Below are 15,185 nucleotides of genomic sequence, written 5' to 3' on the forward strand. Positions count from 1 at the left end.
GTCAGGCGCATTTCATAGGGCGGGACTTAACCTTCCGCATCCGCCCACGAGAGTCTGCGCCGGTTTCGTGACCAGCGGAAGGAAGGTCGCCTTATACACGGCAGGCGTCGCAGAACAAGGGCAAAGCGCGGTGCCAGGCGTTGCAGGACGGGTCGGGAGCGGGTATCCGCGAGACGCAAAAGGGAGATAGACATGCGCGCATTCGTGTTTCCGGGGCAAGGGGCCCAGACCATCGGCATGGGGCGGGCGCTGGCGGAGAGCTATCCCGCCGCGCGCGCGGTGTTCGCGGAGGTGGATGAGGCGCTCGGCCAGTCCCTGTCCCGCCTCGTCTGGGAAGGGAACCAGGATGAGCTGACGCTGACCGAGAATGCCCAGCCCGCGCTGATGGCGACCTCGATCGCCGCGATGCGGGCGCTGGAGTCGGAGGGCGTGGCGATCGGCGCTGCGGCCTATGTCGCGGGGCATTCGCTTGGTGAGTACTCGGCGCTTTGCGCGGCGGAGGCCATCGGCCTTGCGGATACGGCGCGGCTCCTGAAGCTGCGGGGCCGCGCGATGCAGGCGGCTGTTCCGGTAGGAGAGGGTGCGATGGCGGCCCTTCTGGGCCTGGATTTTGCGGCCGCGACCGAGGTTGCCGCGGAAGCTGCGGCGGAAGGCGGGGTCGTGCAGGCGGCCAACGACAATGATCCGGCGCAGGTCGTCATCTCCGGCACACGGGCGGCGGTCGAGCGGGCTGTCGAGATTGCCAAGGGGCGGGGAGCCAAGCGGGCGATCCTTCTGCCGGTCAGCGCGCCGTTCCATTCCTCCCTGATGCAGCCCGCCGCCGATGCAATGGCGGAAGCGCTGTCCGGGGTGGCGGTCGCAGCCCCGGCGGTGCCCGTCGTCTCCAACGTGCGGGCAGAGGCGGTAACCGACCCCGAAGCGATTCGGCAGCTGCTGGTGGAGCAGGTCACCGGATCGGTCCGCTGGCGCGAATCGATGCAGTGGATGGCGGGTCAGGGCGTGACCGAGTTCTGGGAAATCGGCGCGGGCAAAGCCCTTTCGGGGATGATTCGCCGCATTGCCAAGGAAAGCGTCACGCGAACCGTAGGCACGCCAGAGGAAGTCGCCGCGGCTGCGGCCTCCCTCAAGTAAAGGGTCAGGCGGCGGAGCTGAGCGCCCTCGGCGCCGTCGCGCCTGCCACTTTCTGGGCGATGAAACTGCAGATCGCGAGCTCGTCCTGCACCTCGTTCAGGTCGAGATAGGGTATTCCGGCATTCTGGAGGGCCTCCCGCCGGATCGAATCGCGCATCGGGCTGCAATGCGACCCCGCGCAGCCCAGAGCTGCGACAAGCTGTCCCATGTCGTCGATCACGGCGATGTCGAGCCGCTTGGACTTGATGGACAGGTCGGCACGAAGCAGGGCGCTGGTTGAGGTCGTGGTGACCGGCTGAATCGCCTCCTGCAGAGCGACCTGGGCCATGACGCGGTGTTCGGGAGCATATTCTGCCAACGCCGCTTCGACGAGCGGCAGCACATGCGCGGTGCTCCGCGGAAGGAGGGGCTTTACGGTGAATTCGACATTCCGCACCGCCTCAAGCTGCTTCAGCGGGTCGGCCATGGGGGATGGCGTCTTGCGGCGCGATCGTCCAAGAAAGTAGGCGGCGGCTGCGCAGGAGAGAACCAAAAGCAACGTGAGACCGATTCCCGCCGCGATGGCGGTGCCCGACAGGGCCGGGGTCAGCCTTGCGCCATCTAGCGAGATGCTGATTTCCTCCATCGCGATTCTCTCCCTCGCAGGATAGGAGTTGCCGTAAGGGCAACTCGCTGATGCGTCTGCCTATCGTATGCACGTAAAGATAAACAAGAGGCTAAGATGTTCAACCTTGAAGGGAAAAATGCGCTCATAACAGGCGCCTCGGGTGGCATTGGTGCCGAGATCGCCCAGATTTTGTACAATGCGGGTGCGAAGGTCGCGCTCTCCGGTACGCGGGTCGAGCCGCTGGAGGCGCTTTCGGCGAAGCTCGGAAATGCTCCGGTGCTGCCCTGCAACCTCTCTGATCGGGCGCAGGTGGAGGAACTCCCCAAGCGCGCGGTGGAAGCGCTCGGCAGTGTCGACATCCTCGTCAACAACGCGGGCATCACGCGCGACAACCTGTTCATGCGCATGTCGGATGAGGAGTGGCAGTCGGTGATCGACGTCAACCTGACCTCCACCTTCCTGCTCTGCCGTGGCGTGCTGCGCGGCATGATGAAGGCGCGCTGGGGCCGGATCGTGAACATCTCCTCCGTCGTAGGGACGACAGGCAACGCGGGGCAGGGCAACTACGCCGCTTCCAAGGCGGGCATGGTGGGCATGTCGAAGGCGCTGGCCGCCGAGGTGGCGTCCCGCGGGATCACGGTGAACGCGGTGGCGCCGGGCTTCATCGAAACGGCGATGACAGACAAGCTGAACGAGGCGCAGAAATCCGCACTGCTCGCCCAGATCCCCGCTGGCCGGATGGGACGTCCGGCGGAAATCGCCGCCGCCGTCCTCTATCTCTCCAGCCCGGAGGCCGCTTACGTCACTGGAACCACATTGCATGTGAACGGCGGAATGGCGATGATCTGAGCAGCAGGCCGTGGACCGGAAAGCAGTTGCCTCCGTCCGCTCCTGTGATATTAGGCCGCTGACCTGACCGGGAACTCCCGTACGTGCAGGGGTCCGGCATGCCCGGAACGTGACAAAGACGGGAACCTTCCCGACACCATATGAGGACTTGAAATGAGCGACATCGCAGATCGCGTTCGTAAGATCGTCGTCGAGCATCTCGGCGTCGAAGAAGACAAGGTCACCGAGAACGCTTCCTTCATCGACGACCTCGGGGCGGACAGCCTCGACACCGTCGAGCTCGTCATGGCTTTCGAAGAAGAGTTCGGGATCGAGATCCCGGACGACGCGGCCGAGACGATCCAGACCTTCGGCGACGCGGTGAAGTTCATCACCGAAGCCTCCTGACCCCAGGGGTTCGGACGAGACAGGAAAGGGCGCCCCGATGGGCGCCCTTTTCCGTTCGGCGGATGCGTTCGGCAGGAGCGGTTACTTGTGCTGCTGCGGATAGATGAAGCCGGTGACCGGATAGACCCGCCCGAAGCTTTCAGGACGGCTCTCCACCCGTACGGCGGACCAGTCGTTCTTGGCGGAAACGTCGATCACGGCCATGCGCAGCGATACTTCGTTACGGCTCCAGTTGGCGTGATCCACCTTGATCTTGCGCGGCGAGACCAGCTCGGAAACCATCGCGACATGGCCAAGCGGCATCCCCCGGGTCGCGCGGAAAGCCATGACGGAACCGACCTCCGGCGCATTGCCGCGGCCATACTGGCCTTCCGCCTTGTTCCACCACGTCTTTGCATCCCCCCGAAGGTTGATGCCGCTCGCCGTGCGCGCGAAGGGCACGCACCAGACGCGCTGCCCCTTCGCCTGCTTCTGTTTGACTTCCATCAGGGCGAGTTGCTCCCGCCCCGGCTCCATCCCCTGACGGCTGCCAATTTCCCGGGCAGGCGCGGCGCAGGCGCCCAGAACTGCGGCCGTCAGGAGAACAAAGGCCATCTGGCCGGTTTTTCCGACTCGTTTTCCGTTCATAATGTCCCTCAGACGCCGCCGGCTTGCTTTGCCGTGATCTCGCAATCCAGGGAGAATCCGGGATCCTCGGCACTTCGCAAGATGGCTGGGAAAGCGTTAGCAAACTCCTGCTGACGGATGGGAAAGTGCGGCAAATCTCCGCCGATGGCGCTCAGCAATCCGGGCCCGCCCGGAGCGGCGGAGGGTGCCGGAGCTCAGGGCGGAAGGAAACTGACGGAGAGTTGCCCCCGCCCCGCCTGCTTGGAGGCATAAAGCTCCCGGTCCGCGGCATCGAGAATCTCCGTACCGGTGGCGGCGGTCCGGGCGGGAACGATCACCGCCCCCAGACTTGCGCCCAGCCGGACCGCAGGCGCACCATCCAGCGTCCGGCGCGAGAAACGATTGCGCAGGCGGGTGGCGATATCCTCCAGCGGCGCGGCGGAAGTGACGCCCGGAAGCACGACGACGAATTCGTCGCCCCCGATACGGGCGGCATGATCCTGCTGGCGGAGCCGCGTGGTCAGGATACGACCCGTTTCCCGCAACACGTCGTCGCCTGCGGCATGGCCCAGCGTGTCGTTGACCTGCTTGAAGAAATCCAGATCCGCATGCACGAGCGCGAAGGGCGTGCCTGCGCGGATCACATCCTCCAGCACCCGCTCCATCGCGCGCCGGTTGCCGAGGCCGGTGAGCGGGTCCGTCAGCGCCTCTGCCTCTGCGCGGGTCTTGGCGCTGCGGAGGCGGTCGTTCCGGCCGCGCAGCTCCCCCATCACGGCGTTCTTCGCCTCGATCAGATAGAGCATCTCGACCGCAAGATCGGTCGGCGCGAAATCCGCCTGCGTCAGCCCGTGCATGCGCACGGCCTCGGCCACGCCGACGCCGAAGGAGAGGTTCAGGAACACTTCGCCCCCGCCCAGAGGCACGGCGATGCCTCTCAGCTCGCGGCCTCCGCGTCCGGGGAGCTGAAGGTAGAGACGCGGATCGTCCGACTGGGCAATATCCTCCAGCCGGATGCCGCGGGAGCCGTTGCGGAGGCTGAACACCTCTCCGAACGGCCGTCCGACAAGCGGCTCCGGCCCGGTGACACGGGCGATCGTCGGCCCTGCGGCGCGCACCTTCATGTCGGCGGCGATCCACAGGAACATCGGCATGAGCCGTGCGAGGGCGTCGCGGCTGAAGCGCATGTGGCAAGGGGTACGGTCCATCCTTCACCCCGCAAGATCGAAATGCCGGCCGGGCGTGTGGGACCAGTGCGGCACATCTATCTCTATCCGTTCTCCGCCTTGGGGCAGATCCTGCACCTCCTCCATCAGGACGAGGGCGCCGTATTCGTCCGCCATGGCGCGCAATACGCCGCTCGCCAGATAGCCTGCGCCGGGCAGGCGGAACCGGCAGGTGAGCCGGAAGCGACCGCCGCCGAGCTCCTCCATCTCCAGCCTCGGCAGATCGAGTTCCGGCAGTGCGAGACGCCCCCAGCCGGGCAGATGATCGACGGAGCGGAGGAATTCGAGAAAGCTGACACCGGAAAACCGCAGCAGGCGGCGAAAGGCTCCGCCGTCCTGCCCGGAGACGATATGGGTGCCCAAATCCTCCAGCAGGTCGCATCGCCGCCGGTTCAGCCGTTCGGCGGCGATGTCCAGCAAGCGGCAGGTGATGTCGTCGTCATAGACCAGGATCGGTTCGAAACCTTCCGCGTCGATTCGGGCCTCTGCCGCGAGGGCGGCCCAGAAGTCGTTGCCGAAGGTATTGCGCAGGTAGGAGTGCAGAGATCGGTTGAAGAGTCCGTGCATGGAAGGGCCCCCGGTTCAGAGGCAGCATTTCACAGCCGGGTTAAGAAAGTATCACGGAGCGCTGTCAGTCGAGGCTGGCGTCCAGTTCGCGGCTGCGCTTGGTCACGAAATCCGCCATCGCCTCCGCCCGGGCCGGATCGAGGGCGGGCGGCTCATAGGCGTCGAGGATGCGCCGCGCGCGCTTGGCCGCCCGCTCGCTGGCCCAGAGCGCGCCGTCCTCCTCCCACACCGGGTAGGGCCGCCAGTCGGAGGCGACAGGTTCGGGGAAGGCAGCCCCCGTGCCAGTCCCCGTGCCGCCCGCGCCGGGAAGCCCCGCCAGCAGATCCTCCTCCGTCCCACCGGAGGAGGTCTGCCAGTAGCGCTGGACAAGCTGGATCTGCTCACAGTCGAGAACGAACTTTTCCACGCTGGCGGCCGTCCCTCGCGACAGCCAGCCCGCCGCGTGATGGAGCAGGTTCGCGCCGGACCGCACCCCGCTCCACAGGCTGTTGGCTGTTTCCGCCATCGCTTGCGCATCGGCGATATTCGCGGTGGACGCCGCGGTTGCGCGGAAGGGCAGGTGAAGGCTCCGTGCGATCTGCCCCAGCGCCTCCGTCATGCGAAGGCTCTCTGCCGTGCCGAATACCGGTGCGCCGAAGGTCGGACCGAGACATGCGGACAGGGCGCCCAGAATGACCGGCGTTCCGGGGCGGACCTGCTGCACCAGGGCCACCACCGCCAGCGCCTCCGCGAGCGCGAGCGTCACCATGCCGGCGACCGTTACCCCCGAGCCGGCCTCCGCCATGACGAGCGGGGTCACCATCACCGCCTGCCCGGCCCGCGCGGCGCAGAGAGTGGCGGCCAGCACGCTCGCATCGAAGATGAGCGGGCCAGCGGAGTTGATATTGACATAAAGGCGCGGCTTCGCGGCGAAATCCGCCTCCTCCAGGCCGGAGGCGAACCGCGCCAGCGTCATCACGTCCCGCACCGCGGCAGGGCCGAGCGGATAGGCGTGAATAACCTTGTCCGTCAGACGAAGGGCCGCCTCCGCGCAGACGAGATGGCGCATGGGAGGGGGAATGTCCTGCGGCTCAACGGGATAGCCGCCAAGGAAATGGATGCAGTTGAAGCTCTGGGCAAGGCGCAGCAGATCTTCGCAGGCCGCGAGATCGCCGCTCCTGCGCCCGCGCTGCAGGTCCCAGACCTCGGTCGCGGAGGCTACCGCACCGAAGAGCATGTGCTGCCCGCCGACGGTGACTGCGCGCGCGGGGTTGCGCGGCTCCAGCCGGAAAGTCGCGGGGGCAAGGCGTGCCATGTCCGACACGAAATCGGGGTCGAAACGCGCGACGTTTCCCTCCACCCTCACCCGGGCGGTGTCCAGCGCCTGACGCAGACCGCCCTCTCCCTCCAGCCCCGGAAGCTCCACACCGCGCTCCGCCAGCAGGCGCAACGCGGCGCGGCGAATGCGGATGACATCCTCCGGCGAAAGCGGGGCGAGGGGCGGATCGGGGTTCTCCGGCATAGACCACGGCATCTGTCCCGGCACGGCATCGCTCGCCATTGACGCATTTCCCATCTGCAACCTCTCGCCAGAGACATGCTCTCCCCTTACGGGAAAGGATGGCCTGTTCGCGACACGGTCGTGTCGGTTTGGCGGCAAGCGTGGCTCAGGAGACCGATTCCCTGCCGGTTTCCGGGTGGGTCTTGGGCGCTTCGCCCTCCAGCCAGGCGGGGAGGCCGCCGATATTCTCCAGAACGACATCGGCCAGCGGGGCCAGGTCCTCTCTCCGAGCCGGTCCTGTCAGCACGCCCACCGTCCGCATTCCGGCCGCCCGCCCGGCCGAGAGGTCGTGGAGGCTGTCGCCCACCATCACGACGCGGCGGGGATCCAGATCGAAGGCGCGGGCAAAGGCCAGAAGCATGCCCGGCTCCGGCTTGCCGCCATGCCCGCTGTCGGAGCCTGCGACGAAGTCGAACAGGTCAAGCACCTCGGCCTCCGTCAGATGAGCGCGGGCCGGCGCCTCCGCATCGTTGGTGGCAAGGCCGAGGATCAGGCCGCGACGCTTCAGCTGCCGGAGCAGCGGGCCAAGCGGCACGGCGGCCCGCAGGGGGGCCTGTGCGGCCAGCAGGTTCATCCGCGTGACCAGCCCCGCCATGTTGGAACCGGGCAACAAAGGCAGCAGCTTCGCCGCGATCTCCTTCGGCGTGCCTGCGATGACGATGCTGTCTGGCGCGAAGCGGCGCTCCTCCAGATCGTAGCCGATGGCTGCTCCCAGGGACGAGGCGAGCGCCCTGTCCCCTCCGGCCAGATCCTCAAGCAACCGCGAAGACCATGCGGACCAGCTTTCGTTGAAGTCGAAAAGCGTCCCATCCTTGTCGAACACGATCGCGGCGATATCGGGGATGGTGGGGGGCATAGCTGTTTCTCCGCGAGCAAGGTGGAAACCCTGCCCGCTCCGGCTGGGCGTGGCAAGGCGATTGGCGCGACGCTCCCGGGCGGGCAGTCGGACGGGAAGCGGGAGCGGGCTGACCCACGCTCCGTCAGACTCCCGTATGCCCACTTACGCCCAGTCAGGCCTTACGCCCAGTCAGGCCCTACGTCCGGTGGCCTTACGCCCAGTCAAGCGCTTCGCCACCCGGGAGCCGTCGGCGGGCCCGCAGGATGGCCTCTGGCCGGACGCCTGCCTCTGCAGCGAATCCCAGCACCAGTTGATCTTCCGTCAGAAGGAAGTCCATGACTGCCGCCAGAAGCTCCGGCTCGCGAGCCGACCGCGCCACGCTTTCCGCCGAAGCCCCGGTGGCGCCGAGGTAGCGCTGCCAGCGGTCTTCATCGGCGGCCAGCCAGCCGAGCGCGGCGATGGCCAGCGTCTCGGCGGATTCACGCTCGTTTTGCATAAATGTCTCCTGATACGGAAAGGAAATTTTAACCAATTTCGTAAAAGGTCGATAAGCAGTCGGCAAGCAGCGGGCGGATATTGGAATGGTCGGAAAAATCCTGATCGTGGATGGGGTGGCGACGAACCGTATCGTCCTCAAGGTCCGCCTTGCCTCTGCCTGCTATGAAACGATTCAGGCGGAGACGGCGGCGCAGGGGCTGACGCTCGCGCGGAGCCTCAGGCCGGACGCCATCCTGCTCGATGTCGGCCTTGCGACGCCCTCCTGCGCCGAGATGTGCCGCACGCTCCGCAGGGATCCCCGAACCCGCCGCCTGCCGGTCATCGTCCTTGGCACTGCGGGAGGGGATCAGCGGCTGGCCGCCTTGCGCGCCGGAGCGGATGACGCGATGCCGCGACCGGTGGACGACATGATCTTGCTTGCGCGGCTTCGCAGCCTCCTCCGGGCCAGCGATCGCGCGGGCGACTTCGAGGAGGAGGTGCCGGGCTTCGGCCTGTCGGAAGCCGCGGATCCCTTTGAGGCCGCGGCCCATATCGCCGTCGTGACACTTGGCGCCCCCTCCGGCGATCTCTGCCCGCGTCTGGCGAGGGCGCTGGGCGGGGGGCGGACTCAGCACCTCAGCCGCGCGGATGCGCTGGGCAGTGAGGAGGCGGCCGACCTCTACCTTCTGACCGCCGTGGAAGGACGGGAGGAGGAGGCGCTGCAGCTCATGTCCGACCTTCGCTCCCGGCCCAGCAGCAGGGATGCGGCGATCTGCATCCAGTTCCCGGAGTCGTCGCGAAGCGCGCGGGCCATGGCGTTCGATCTCGGCGCCTCGGATGTGGTGGATGCCGATGCGTCGGAGGCCGAGCTGGCCTTCCGCCTTCAGGCACAGCTTCGCCGGAAGCGGCTGGCCGATCGCCGCCGCGCCTCCCTTCGTGCCGGGCTGCGGCTGGCGGTGACCGATCCGCTCACCGGCCTGCCGAACCGTCGTCACATCCTGCCGGAGATCGCGCGGACCTCTGCCGCCGGACGGAATTTCGCGGTGCTTGCGCTGGATATAGACCGTTTCAAGGTAGTGAACGATACCTGGGGGCATGCGGCAGGGGATGCCGTGCTGGTGGAGCTTGCCCGCCGCATCGGTGCCACGATCGGCAATTCTGGTGTTCTGGCGCGTATCGGGGGCGAGGAGTTTCTGGTGCTGCTGCCGGATGCCGCCCTGCCGCAGGCGCAACAGATGGCCGAGGATATCCGCCGCGTGACCGCCGCTGGCCCCGTGTCACTGCCCGACGGGGCCGAGGATGTGCGCGTGACGCTTTCCGTCGGCGTGGCGACCGGTGCCGCGCGCGAGGGGGCGGCGGAGATCATCCGCCGCGCGGATCAGGCCCTGCTCCGCGCGAAGGCGGAGGGACGCGACATGGTGAGCGTGAGCCTTTCGGCAGCCTGAGCGGAAGCCCTTTTATGGGTCTTGGCCGGGTCTGGCGCAAATTGGTCAGAGGCAGCGCGGGCGCCTGCCGTGGGTGCGGGTATTGCGCCATCCGGCTTGGCCTTCTGTCACGCGCCAGTTCGGTACTCCGGCGCGGGGAAAGGTCATACGGCGCGCAGCGAGGACGCGACGGCCGGATTTGCAGCACAACACGCGCCGGAGGTTCATAACCGCAGGGGCGCGCGCAGGGGGCCGGAAACCGGAGCGCCTTCAGAGGGAAAAGCTTGTCCCGCAGCCGCAGGAGGAGGAGGCGTTCGGATTCTCGATGGTGAACCGCGCGCCGATCAGCGCTTCCGAGAAGTCGATCACCGCGGAGGAGAGGAAGGGGAGGGAGACACTGTCCACCAGCACCCGCGATCCATCCTTCTCGATGACCAGATCGTCGGCAGTCGCCTCATCCAGCCGGATGTCATACTGAAAGCCCGAACAGCCGCCGCCCTCCACCGCCACGCGGAGGGCCTTTCCTTCTCCCGTTGCGGCGTTGATCTCTGCGATGCGGGCAAAGGCCCGGTCGGTCACTTTGGGGGGAAGGGTCAGACTCATGGGAAAACCCGTATCATTCCGGTCATCCCTGCAATATAGGTGGGGGCAAAAGACGGCACAAGAACAGGCAGACCCATGCTCGCGCCCTATGCCTGCCTCCCCGACCAAAGCCGGGGGCGGCTTCACCCCGAACGGATGTCCACTTTCCGTTCGCCCTTTCAGCGGGACCGGGACCGGATCATCCATTCCTCCGCCTTCCGCAGGCTGAAGCACAAGACGCAGGTCTTTGTCGAACACGAAGGCGATTACTACCGCACGCGGCTGACCCACAGCCTTGAGGTGGCGCAGGTGGCGCGGACCATTGCGGGCGTGCTCGATCTCAATACCGAACTGGCGGAGGCCGTGGCTCTGGCGCATGACCTCGGCCATCCGCCCTTCGGCCATACCGGCGAGGATGCGCTGGCGGAACTGATGGCGCCCTATGGCGGGTTCGATCACAATGCGCAGGCGCTCAGGATCGTCACGTCTCTCGAACGGCACTACGCCGATTTCGACGGGCTGAACCTGACATGGGAGACGCTGGAGGGCCTTGCCAAGCACAATGGCCCGGTGGAGCCGCCCTATTCCTACGCTCTGGCAGAGGTGAACGCGGGCTACGACCTCGACCTGTCCACCCATGCCAGCGCGGAGGCGCAGGTGGCGGCGGTGGCCGATGATGTCGCCTACAACCATCACGACCTGCACGACGGGCTGCGCTCCGGCCTGTTCGACGAGAACGACCTGATGGAACTGCCGCTGACCGGCCCGGCCTTTGCGGAGGTGGATCGCCTCTATCCCGGCCTCGACCCCACGCGGCGGCGGCACGAGGCGCTGCGGCGGGTGTTCGGCGTCATGGTGGAGGATGTGATCGCCGTGGCGAGAAACCGGCTCACTGCGGCGCAGCCCCAGTCGGTGGACGAGATACGCGCGATGGAGGGGCCGATCATCCGCTTCTCCAAGCCGCTCTTTCAGGAGTTGAAGGCGATCAAGTCCTTCCTGTTCCAGCGCATGTATCGCGCCCCCTCCGTCATGCGGGAGCGGGCGCGGGTGACGCAGGTGGTCCGTGACCTGTTTCCGCTCTTCATGAACGATCCGGCACTTCTGCCTGTGGAATGGCAGGTGGATGTGGCGCGCGCGGCGGATGAGACGCAGCTTGCCCGCGTGGTGCTCGACTATGTCGCGGGCATGACCGACCGTTTCGCTCTTCAGGAACATGCGCGGCTGTTCGGGGAGACGGCCTGACGGCAGCACCGGCGGGGAGTGCCGCGCTCCGGCCTGACCCGGGGAGGTTGGCCCGGGTGCGAGGGGGTGGGTTCCCCCGTCAGGTTCTCCGGTCAGGCACCGAACAGGTCGTCCAGCGTCGCGGGGCGGTCCTCCGGCTCCTCCTCTGTCTCCGACTGCTCCTCCGCCCTGTCCGGGGCGTCTGCACGGTCGAGCGGCACGCGGTTGTCGAGCAGACCTGCCGCCCGCAGCTCCGCCAGACCGGGAAGGTCGCGGGCGGAAGCAAGGGCGAAGTGATCCAGAAACGTCTCCGTCACCATGAAGGTCACGGGGCGTCCCGGGGTCAGCCTGCGGCGGCCGAAGCGTATCCACCCCAGCTCGAACAACTGGTCCAGCGTGCCGCGCGACAGGGCGACGCCACGGATTTCCTCGATCTCCGTCCGGGTGACGGGTTGGTGATAGGCGATGATCGCCAGCGTCTCAACCGCCGCGCGGGACAGGCGGCGTGTCTCCACCACCTCGTCCCGGAACAGGCCGGAGAGGTCCGGCGCGGTGCGGAAGGCCCAGCCCTCGCCCGCACGGCGGAGTTCCACGCCCCGGCCTTCGTAGCGGCGGGCAAGGCGGGCGACAGCCTCCGCCGGATCGCAGCCGTCCGGCATCCGCTCTGCCAGCGCGCGGGTGGTGAGCGGATCGGCAGAGGCGAAGAGCATGGCCTCCACCATCCGCTCCTGCTCCTCCATCGCGGGTGGGGGAAACAGCCCGGTCATGCGCGCCCCTCGCCGAGAGCGCGGATCTGGATGGGCGCGAAGGTGCTGCCCTGCCTGATTTCCAGCCGCCCCTGCCGTGCAAGCTCCAGCGTCGCAGCAAAGGTCGCGGCTGTGGCGGAGCGGCGGCGTCCGGGGTCCTCCACCCAGCCATCGGGCAGGTAGCGGCGCAGATCCATCCAGCTTCCGCCATAGCCGATCAGGTCGCGGAGACGGGCGAGCGCCTGCTCCATGGTAAATACGTTCTCCCGGTCGAAGGCATAGGGGCGGAACTCCTCCTTGGTGCGGAGCCGGGCATAGGCCTGCATGATATCGGCCAGCGTCGCCGTATAGCGCGTCGTGCGCGCCGCGACGACGGGTTCGGACCGTCCGCGCGGGAACATGTCCATGCCGACGCGGGGCCGGGCCATCAGGCGCTCCGCCGCCTCCCGCATCGCCTGAAGCCGCTCCAGCTGGAAGGCCAGATGCGCGGCCATATCCTCCCCCGAGGGGCCGTCCGCTTCCGGGTCCGGCGGCAGCAGCAGGCGGGATTTCAGGTAGGCGAGCCACGCGGCCATCACCAGATAATCGGCAGCAAGCTCGATACGGAGCGCGCGGGCCTCCTCCACGAAGGCCAGATACTGCTCTGCCAGTTGCAGCACGGAGATGCGGCGCAGGTCCACCTTCTGGCTGCGGGACAGGGAGAGGAGGAGGTCGAGCGGGCCTTCGAAACCCTCCACATCGACGATCAGCGCCTCTGCCGCGCGCCGCTCGGCAACGGAGCCGGCCGCGTCAGGGTCCACCGATGCGGTGGTGGTCGTCTGAGCGCGGGAGTTGTCGGCGAGAAGGATTGCGCTGGCCCTGCCCGCCGGGGCGGTCACGAGAGGGGCGGGGGGCTGTTTCGGGCCAGCGGCTGCGGAAAGCGCGCCCGGGGCTTTTGCCGGGGCCTTTGCCGGAAGCGAAGGGGCGGATGCCGCGTCACCTGCCTGGCCGCGTTCGGCCCCGGCCTCCGGCGTGCCTGTGCGGGGGGCTTTCGCCCGCCCTTTGCCGGATGTCTCAGCCACTCACCGGCTCCGCCAGCAGCCGGTCAAGCTCCGCCCGGAGCGCGGGGAGATCGGCCGCATCAGGCGCGTGGCGGGCCGCGAGCGCCCGCTTCCCGCGCTCCGCCGCGATCCCCTCCATCCGGCCGGAGGCGGTGACCACCTCCACCATCTCCGCGCGCTTGCCGTTGCAGTGCAGGATCACATCGCATTCCGCTGCAATTGCCAGGCGGCTCCGCTCCTCCAGACTGCCCGCCAGCGCCTGCATGGAGATGTCGTCCGACATGATGAGATTGCCGAACCCCATGTCCTGCCGGATCGTCTGCATCACGATGGGCGAGCAGGTCGCCGGGCGCTCCCCATCCAGCGCGGGGAACACGATATGCGCCGTCATCGCCATCGGCAGATCGTTGAGCGCGCGGAAGACGGCGAAATCGGTTTCCTCAAGCTCCTCCAGCGGCGCGGTGACGGTGGGCAGCGACAGGTGGCTGTCCACCGTTGCGCGGCCATGGCCGGGGATGTGCTTCAGCACCGGAAGCACCCCGCCCTCCAGCAGTCCGTCCGCCACGGCGCGGGAGGCCGCGGTGACGGTCGCCACATCCTCGCCATAGCAGCGGTTGCGGAGGAAGGGATGCGTCGCCGGCCCCGCGATGTCGGCAAGGGGGGCACAGTTCGCGTCGATCCCCACATCGCGGAGTTCCGCCGCGATCAGCCGATAGCGGAGCCACATGGAGCGCACGCCCTCCGTGCCCGCCCGCGCCATCTGCTCCAGCGGGGGCAGCCACTCCGCCCAGTGCGGCGCGCGGAGCCGCTGGACGCGCCCCCCTTCCTGATCGACGAGCACCGGCGCCTCCCGGCCCACGGCATCGCGCAGATCGTCGGTCAGGCGGCGGACCTGCTCCGGCGTCTCGATATTGCGGGCAAAGAGGATGAAGCCCCAGGGGTCGGCCTCGCGGAAGAACTGGCGTTCGTCGGGCAGGAGGGCGAATCCCTCGCACCCCAGAATGGTGGCTCCGGGCATCAGCGTACCGTTACGGGAATACAGGCGGCCTGTTCGGCCAGAAGGGCGGTGCAGAAGCGTCTCGCATCCGCATCGTCGGCGAAGCCTGCGGCGCGCAGGCGATAGAAGGTGCGTCCGCCGCTTTCCGCGGGCTGGATGACGCGGGAGCGGGCGCGGAGCAGCGCACCGAATTTCGATTGCAGCCGCGCCCATTCCCGCTCCGCCGTCGCGGCATCGTCAAAGGCGCCGAGCTGCACGAGCTGATCGCCGGTCCTGAGGCTCGACGCCTCCACCGGCTGGGCGACCGGCTGCACCACCGGCGCGACTGCCGTGCGGCGCGGCGGGCGGGGCATGGGGCGCAGATCGGCGGAGAGCCGGGCATTGGAGGCGGGCGGATTGGCGGCGGGCGGCGGCGGTTCCTCCGCAAGCGGCTCCTCCGCCGGGTCTTCGGGCGCGAAGATATCAGCGGGGAGGGCAGCCACGGCCTGCGCCACGGCATTGTCCACCGCAGCATCATCCACGGCGGCGGCAACCTTCTCCTGCACGGCTTCGGCCTGCAAGGCGGCGGCGGGACGATCCTCCTCCTCCAGCGTCACGGGGCGCGGAGCGAGGACGAGACGATCAGGCGGCGGCGCGGCCGACCCCTCTGCCGCGACGGCATTCACGGCAAGACCCTGATAGGAGGTCGTCAGCCCGCCCGGATCCTCCGGCGCGATGCGCATGGGGCCTTCCAGCGCACGGATGACCGGCACGCCCGTCACATCCCGCATGGTAAGCTGGTAGCCCCAGACGGCCAGGCCGATCAGCAGCGATACGGAAACGACCGTTCCCGCCAGATTGACGAACCCTTGCAGGCGCGCCGCTCGCCCTTCCTGCGGAGGGTCTTCCGTCGTCTGGTACTCGTAATCCGCCATGGCTCCGCCTCTCATACCGACGGAGCCGCTCCTCCC

The 15,185-nt window shown here is 67.8% G+C and carries 17 protein-coding genes; 5 read left to right on the forward strand and 12 right to left on the reverse strand.

Going from position 1 to position 15,185, the window contains the following annotated elements; all coding sequences use genetic code 11:
* Positions 1-192 precede the first annotated feature (192 nt).
* Positions 193-1,131 (forward strand): ACP S-malonyltransferase, encoded by a 939-nt coding sequence (gene fabD / locus CDV49_RS09510; RefSeq protein WP_088215298.1) that lies wholly within the window; start codon positions 193-195, stop codon positions 1,129-1,131.
* A gap of 4 nt (positions 1,132-1,135) precedes the next feature.
* On the opposite strand, the gene CDV49_RS09515 is transcribed toward fabD, so the two are convergent.
* On the reverse strand, positions 1,136-1,756 hold the full coding sequence (locus tag CDV49_RS09515; protein WP_088215299.1) for a DUF2726 domain-containing protein: 621 nt from the start codon (positions 1,754-1,756) through the stop codon (positions 1,136-1,138).
* A 96-nt stretch (positions 1,757-1,852) separates the two neighbouring features.
* On the opposite strand from CDV49_RS09515, the gene fabG reads away from it, so the two are divergent.
* Positions 1,853-2,587, forward strand: a complete 735-nt coding sequence (gene fabG, locus CDV49_RS09520; protein ID WP_088215300.1) for a 3-oxoacyl-[acyl-carrier-protein] reductase — start codon at positions 1,853-1,855, stop codon at positions 2,585-2,587.
* Positions 2,588-2,740: 153 nt separating this feature from the next.
* Entirely contained in the window at positions 2,741-2,974 is a 234-nt protein-coding gene (locus tag CDV49_RS09525) for an acyl carrier protein (protein WP_035708729.1), read from the forward strand.
* A gap of 81 nt (positions 2,975-3,055) precedes the next feature.
* Here CDV49_RS09525 and CDV49_RS09530 read toward each other — a convergent pair whose 3' ends face one another.
* From CDV49_RS09530 to CDV49_RS09555, 6 genes are all read right to left on the reverse strand, one after another.
* Positions 3,056-3,568 (reverse strand): CHAP domain-containing protein, encoded by a 513-nt coding sequence (locus CDV49_RS09530; RefSeq protein ID WP_088215301.1) that lies wholly within the window; start codon positions 3,566-3,568, stop codon positions 3,056-3,058.
* A 227-nt stretch (positions 3,569-3,795) separates the two neighbouring features.
* Complete coding sequence (locus tag CDV49_RS09535) at positions 3,796-4,785, reverse strand: GGDEF domain-containing protein (protein WP_088215302.1); 990 nt, start codon at positions 4,783-4,785, stop codon at positions 3,796-3,798.
* Between the two features lie 3 nt (positions 4,786-4,788).
* A complete protein-coding gene (locus CDV49_RS09540) occupies positions 4,789-5,370 on the reverse strand; it encodes a heme NO-binding domain-containing protein (protein ID WP_088215303.1) in 582 nt (193 codons plus the stop codon).
* Positions 5,371-5,434: 64 nt separating this feature from the next.
* The gene (locus tag CDV49_RS09545) at positions 5,435-6,910 is read right to left on the reverse strand and encodes a trimethylamine methyltransferase family protein (protein WP_179209160.1); all 1,476 of its coding nucleotides are present in this window, start codon (positions 6,908-6,910) and stop codon (positions 5,435-5,437) included.
* A 106-nt stretch (positions 6,911-7,016) separates the two neighbouring features.
* Positions 7,017-7,766: an HAD family hydrolase gene (locus CDV49_RS09550; protein WP_088215305.1), complete on the reverse strand. Its 750-nt coding sequence runs from the start codon at positions 7,764-7,766 to the stop codon at positions 7,017-7,019.
* A 193-nt stretch (positions 7,767-7,959) separates the two neighbouring features.
* Positions 7,960-8,244: a DUF3572 domain-containing protein gene (locus CDV49_RS09555; protein ID WP_088215306.1), complete on the reverse strand. Its 285-nt coding sequence runs from the start codon at positions 8,242-8,244 to the stop codon at positions 7,960-7,962.
* An 85-nt stretch (positions 8,245-8,329) separates the two neighbouring features.
* On the opposite strand from CDV49_RS09555, the gene CDV49_RS09560 reads away from it, so the two are divergent.
* Entirely contained in the window at positions 8,330-9,670 is a 1,341-nt protein-coding gene (locus CDV49_RS09560) for a diguanylate cyclase domain-containing protein (RefSeq protein ID WP_088215307.1), read from the forward strand.
* A gap of 249 nt (positions 9,671-9,919) precedes the next feature.
* On the opposite strand, the gene CDV49_RS09565 is transcribed toward CDV49_RS09560, so the two are convergent.
* Complete coding sequence (locus CDV49_RS09565; RefSeq protein WP_179209163.1) at positions 9,920-10,246, reverse strand: HesB/IscA family protein; 327 nt, start codon at positions 10,244-10,246, stop codon at positions 9,920-9,922.
* A gap of 81 nt (positions 10,247-10,327) precedes the next feature.
* Here CDV49_RS09565 and CDV49_RS09570 point away from each other — a divergent pair, with 81 nt between their 5' ends.
* Entirely contained in the window at positions 10,328-11,473 is a 1,146-nt protein-coding gene (locus CDV49_RS09570) for a deoxyguanosinetriphosphate triphosphohydrolase (protein ID WP_088215309.1), read from the forward strand.
* A gap of 92 nt (positions 11,474-11,565) precedes the next feature.
* On the opposite strand, the gene scpB is transcribed toward CDV49_RS09570, so the two are convergent.
* The 4 genes from scpB to CDV49_RS09590 all read right to left on the reverse strand — a co-directional run bounded on the left by scpB (position 11,566) and on the right by CDV49_RS09590 (position 15,149).
* Positions 11,566-12,219, reverse strand: a complete 654-nt coding sequence (gene scpB / locus CDV49_RS09575) for an SMC-Scp complex subunit ScpB (protein WP_088215310.1) — start codon at positions 12,217-12,219, stop codon at positions 11,566-11,568.
* Positions 12,216-12,998 (reverse strand): segregation and condensation protein A, encoded by a 783-nt coding sequence (locus tag CDV49_RS09580; RefSeq protein ID WP_088215341.1) that lies wholly within the window; start codon positions 12,996-12,998, stop codon positions 12,216-12,218. The genes scpB and CDV49_RS09580 overlap by 4 nt, the downstream gene beginning before the upstream one ends.
* Before the next feature lie 253 nt (positions 12,999-13,251).
* Positions 13,252-14,256, reverse strand: coding sequence for a beta-N-acetylhexosaminidase (nagZ, locus tag CDV49_RS09585; protein ID WP_088215311.1), 1,005 nt, complete (start codon positions 14,254-14,256; stop codon positions 13,252-13,254).
* Positions 14,256-15,149: an SPOR domain-containing protein gene (locus tag CDV49_RS09590; protein ID WP_088215312.1), complete on the reverse strand. Its 894-nt coding sequence runs from the start codon at positions 15,147-15,149 to the stop codon at positions 14,256-14,258. Before CDV49_RS09590 ends, nagZ begins: the two co-directional genes overlap by 1 nt.
* Positions 15,150-15,185 lie beyond the last annotated feature (36 nt).

The sequence above is a fragment of the Haematobacter genomosp. 1 genome, from assembly GCF_002196855.1.
Taxonomy (GTDB): domain Bacteria; phylum Pseudomonadota; class Alphaproteobacteria; order Rhodobacterales; family Rhodobacteraceae; genus Haematobacter.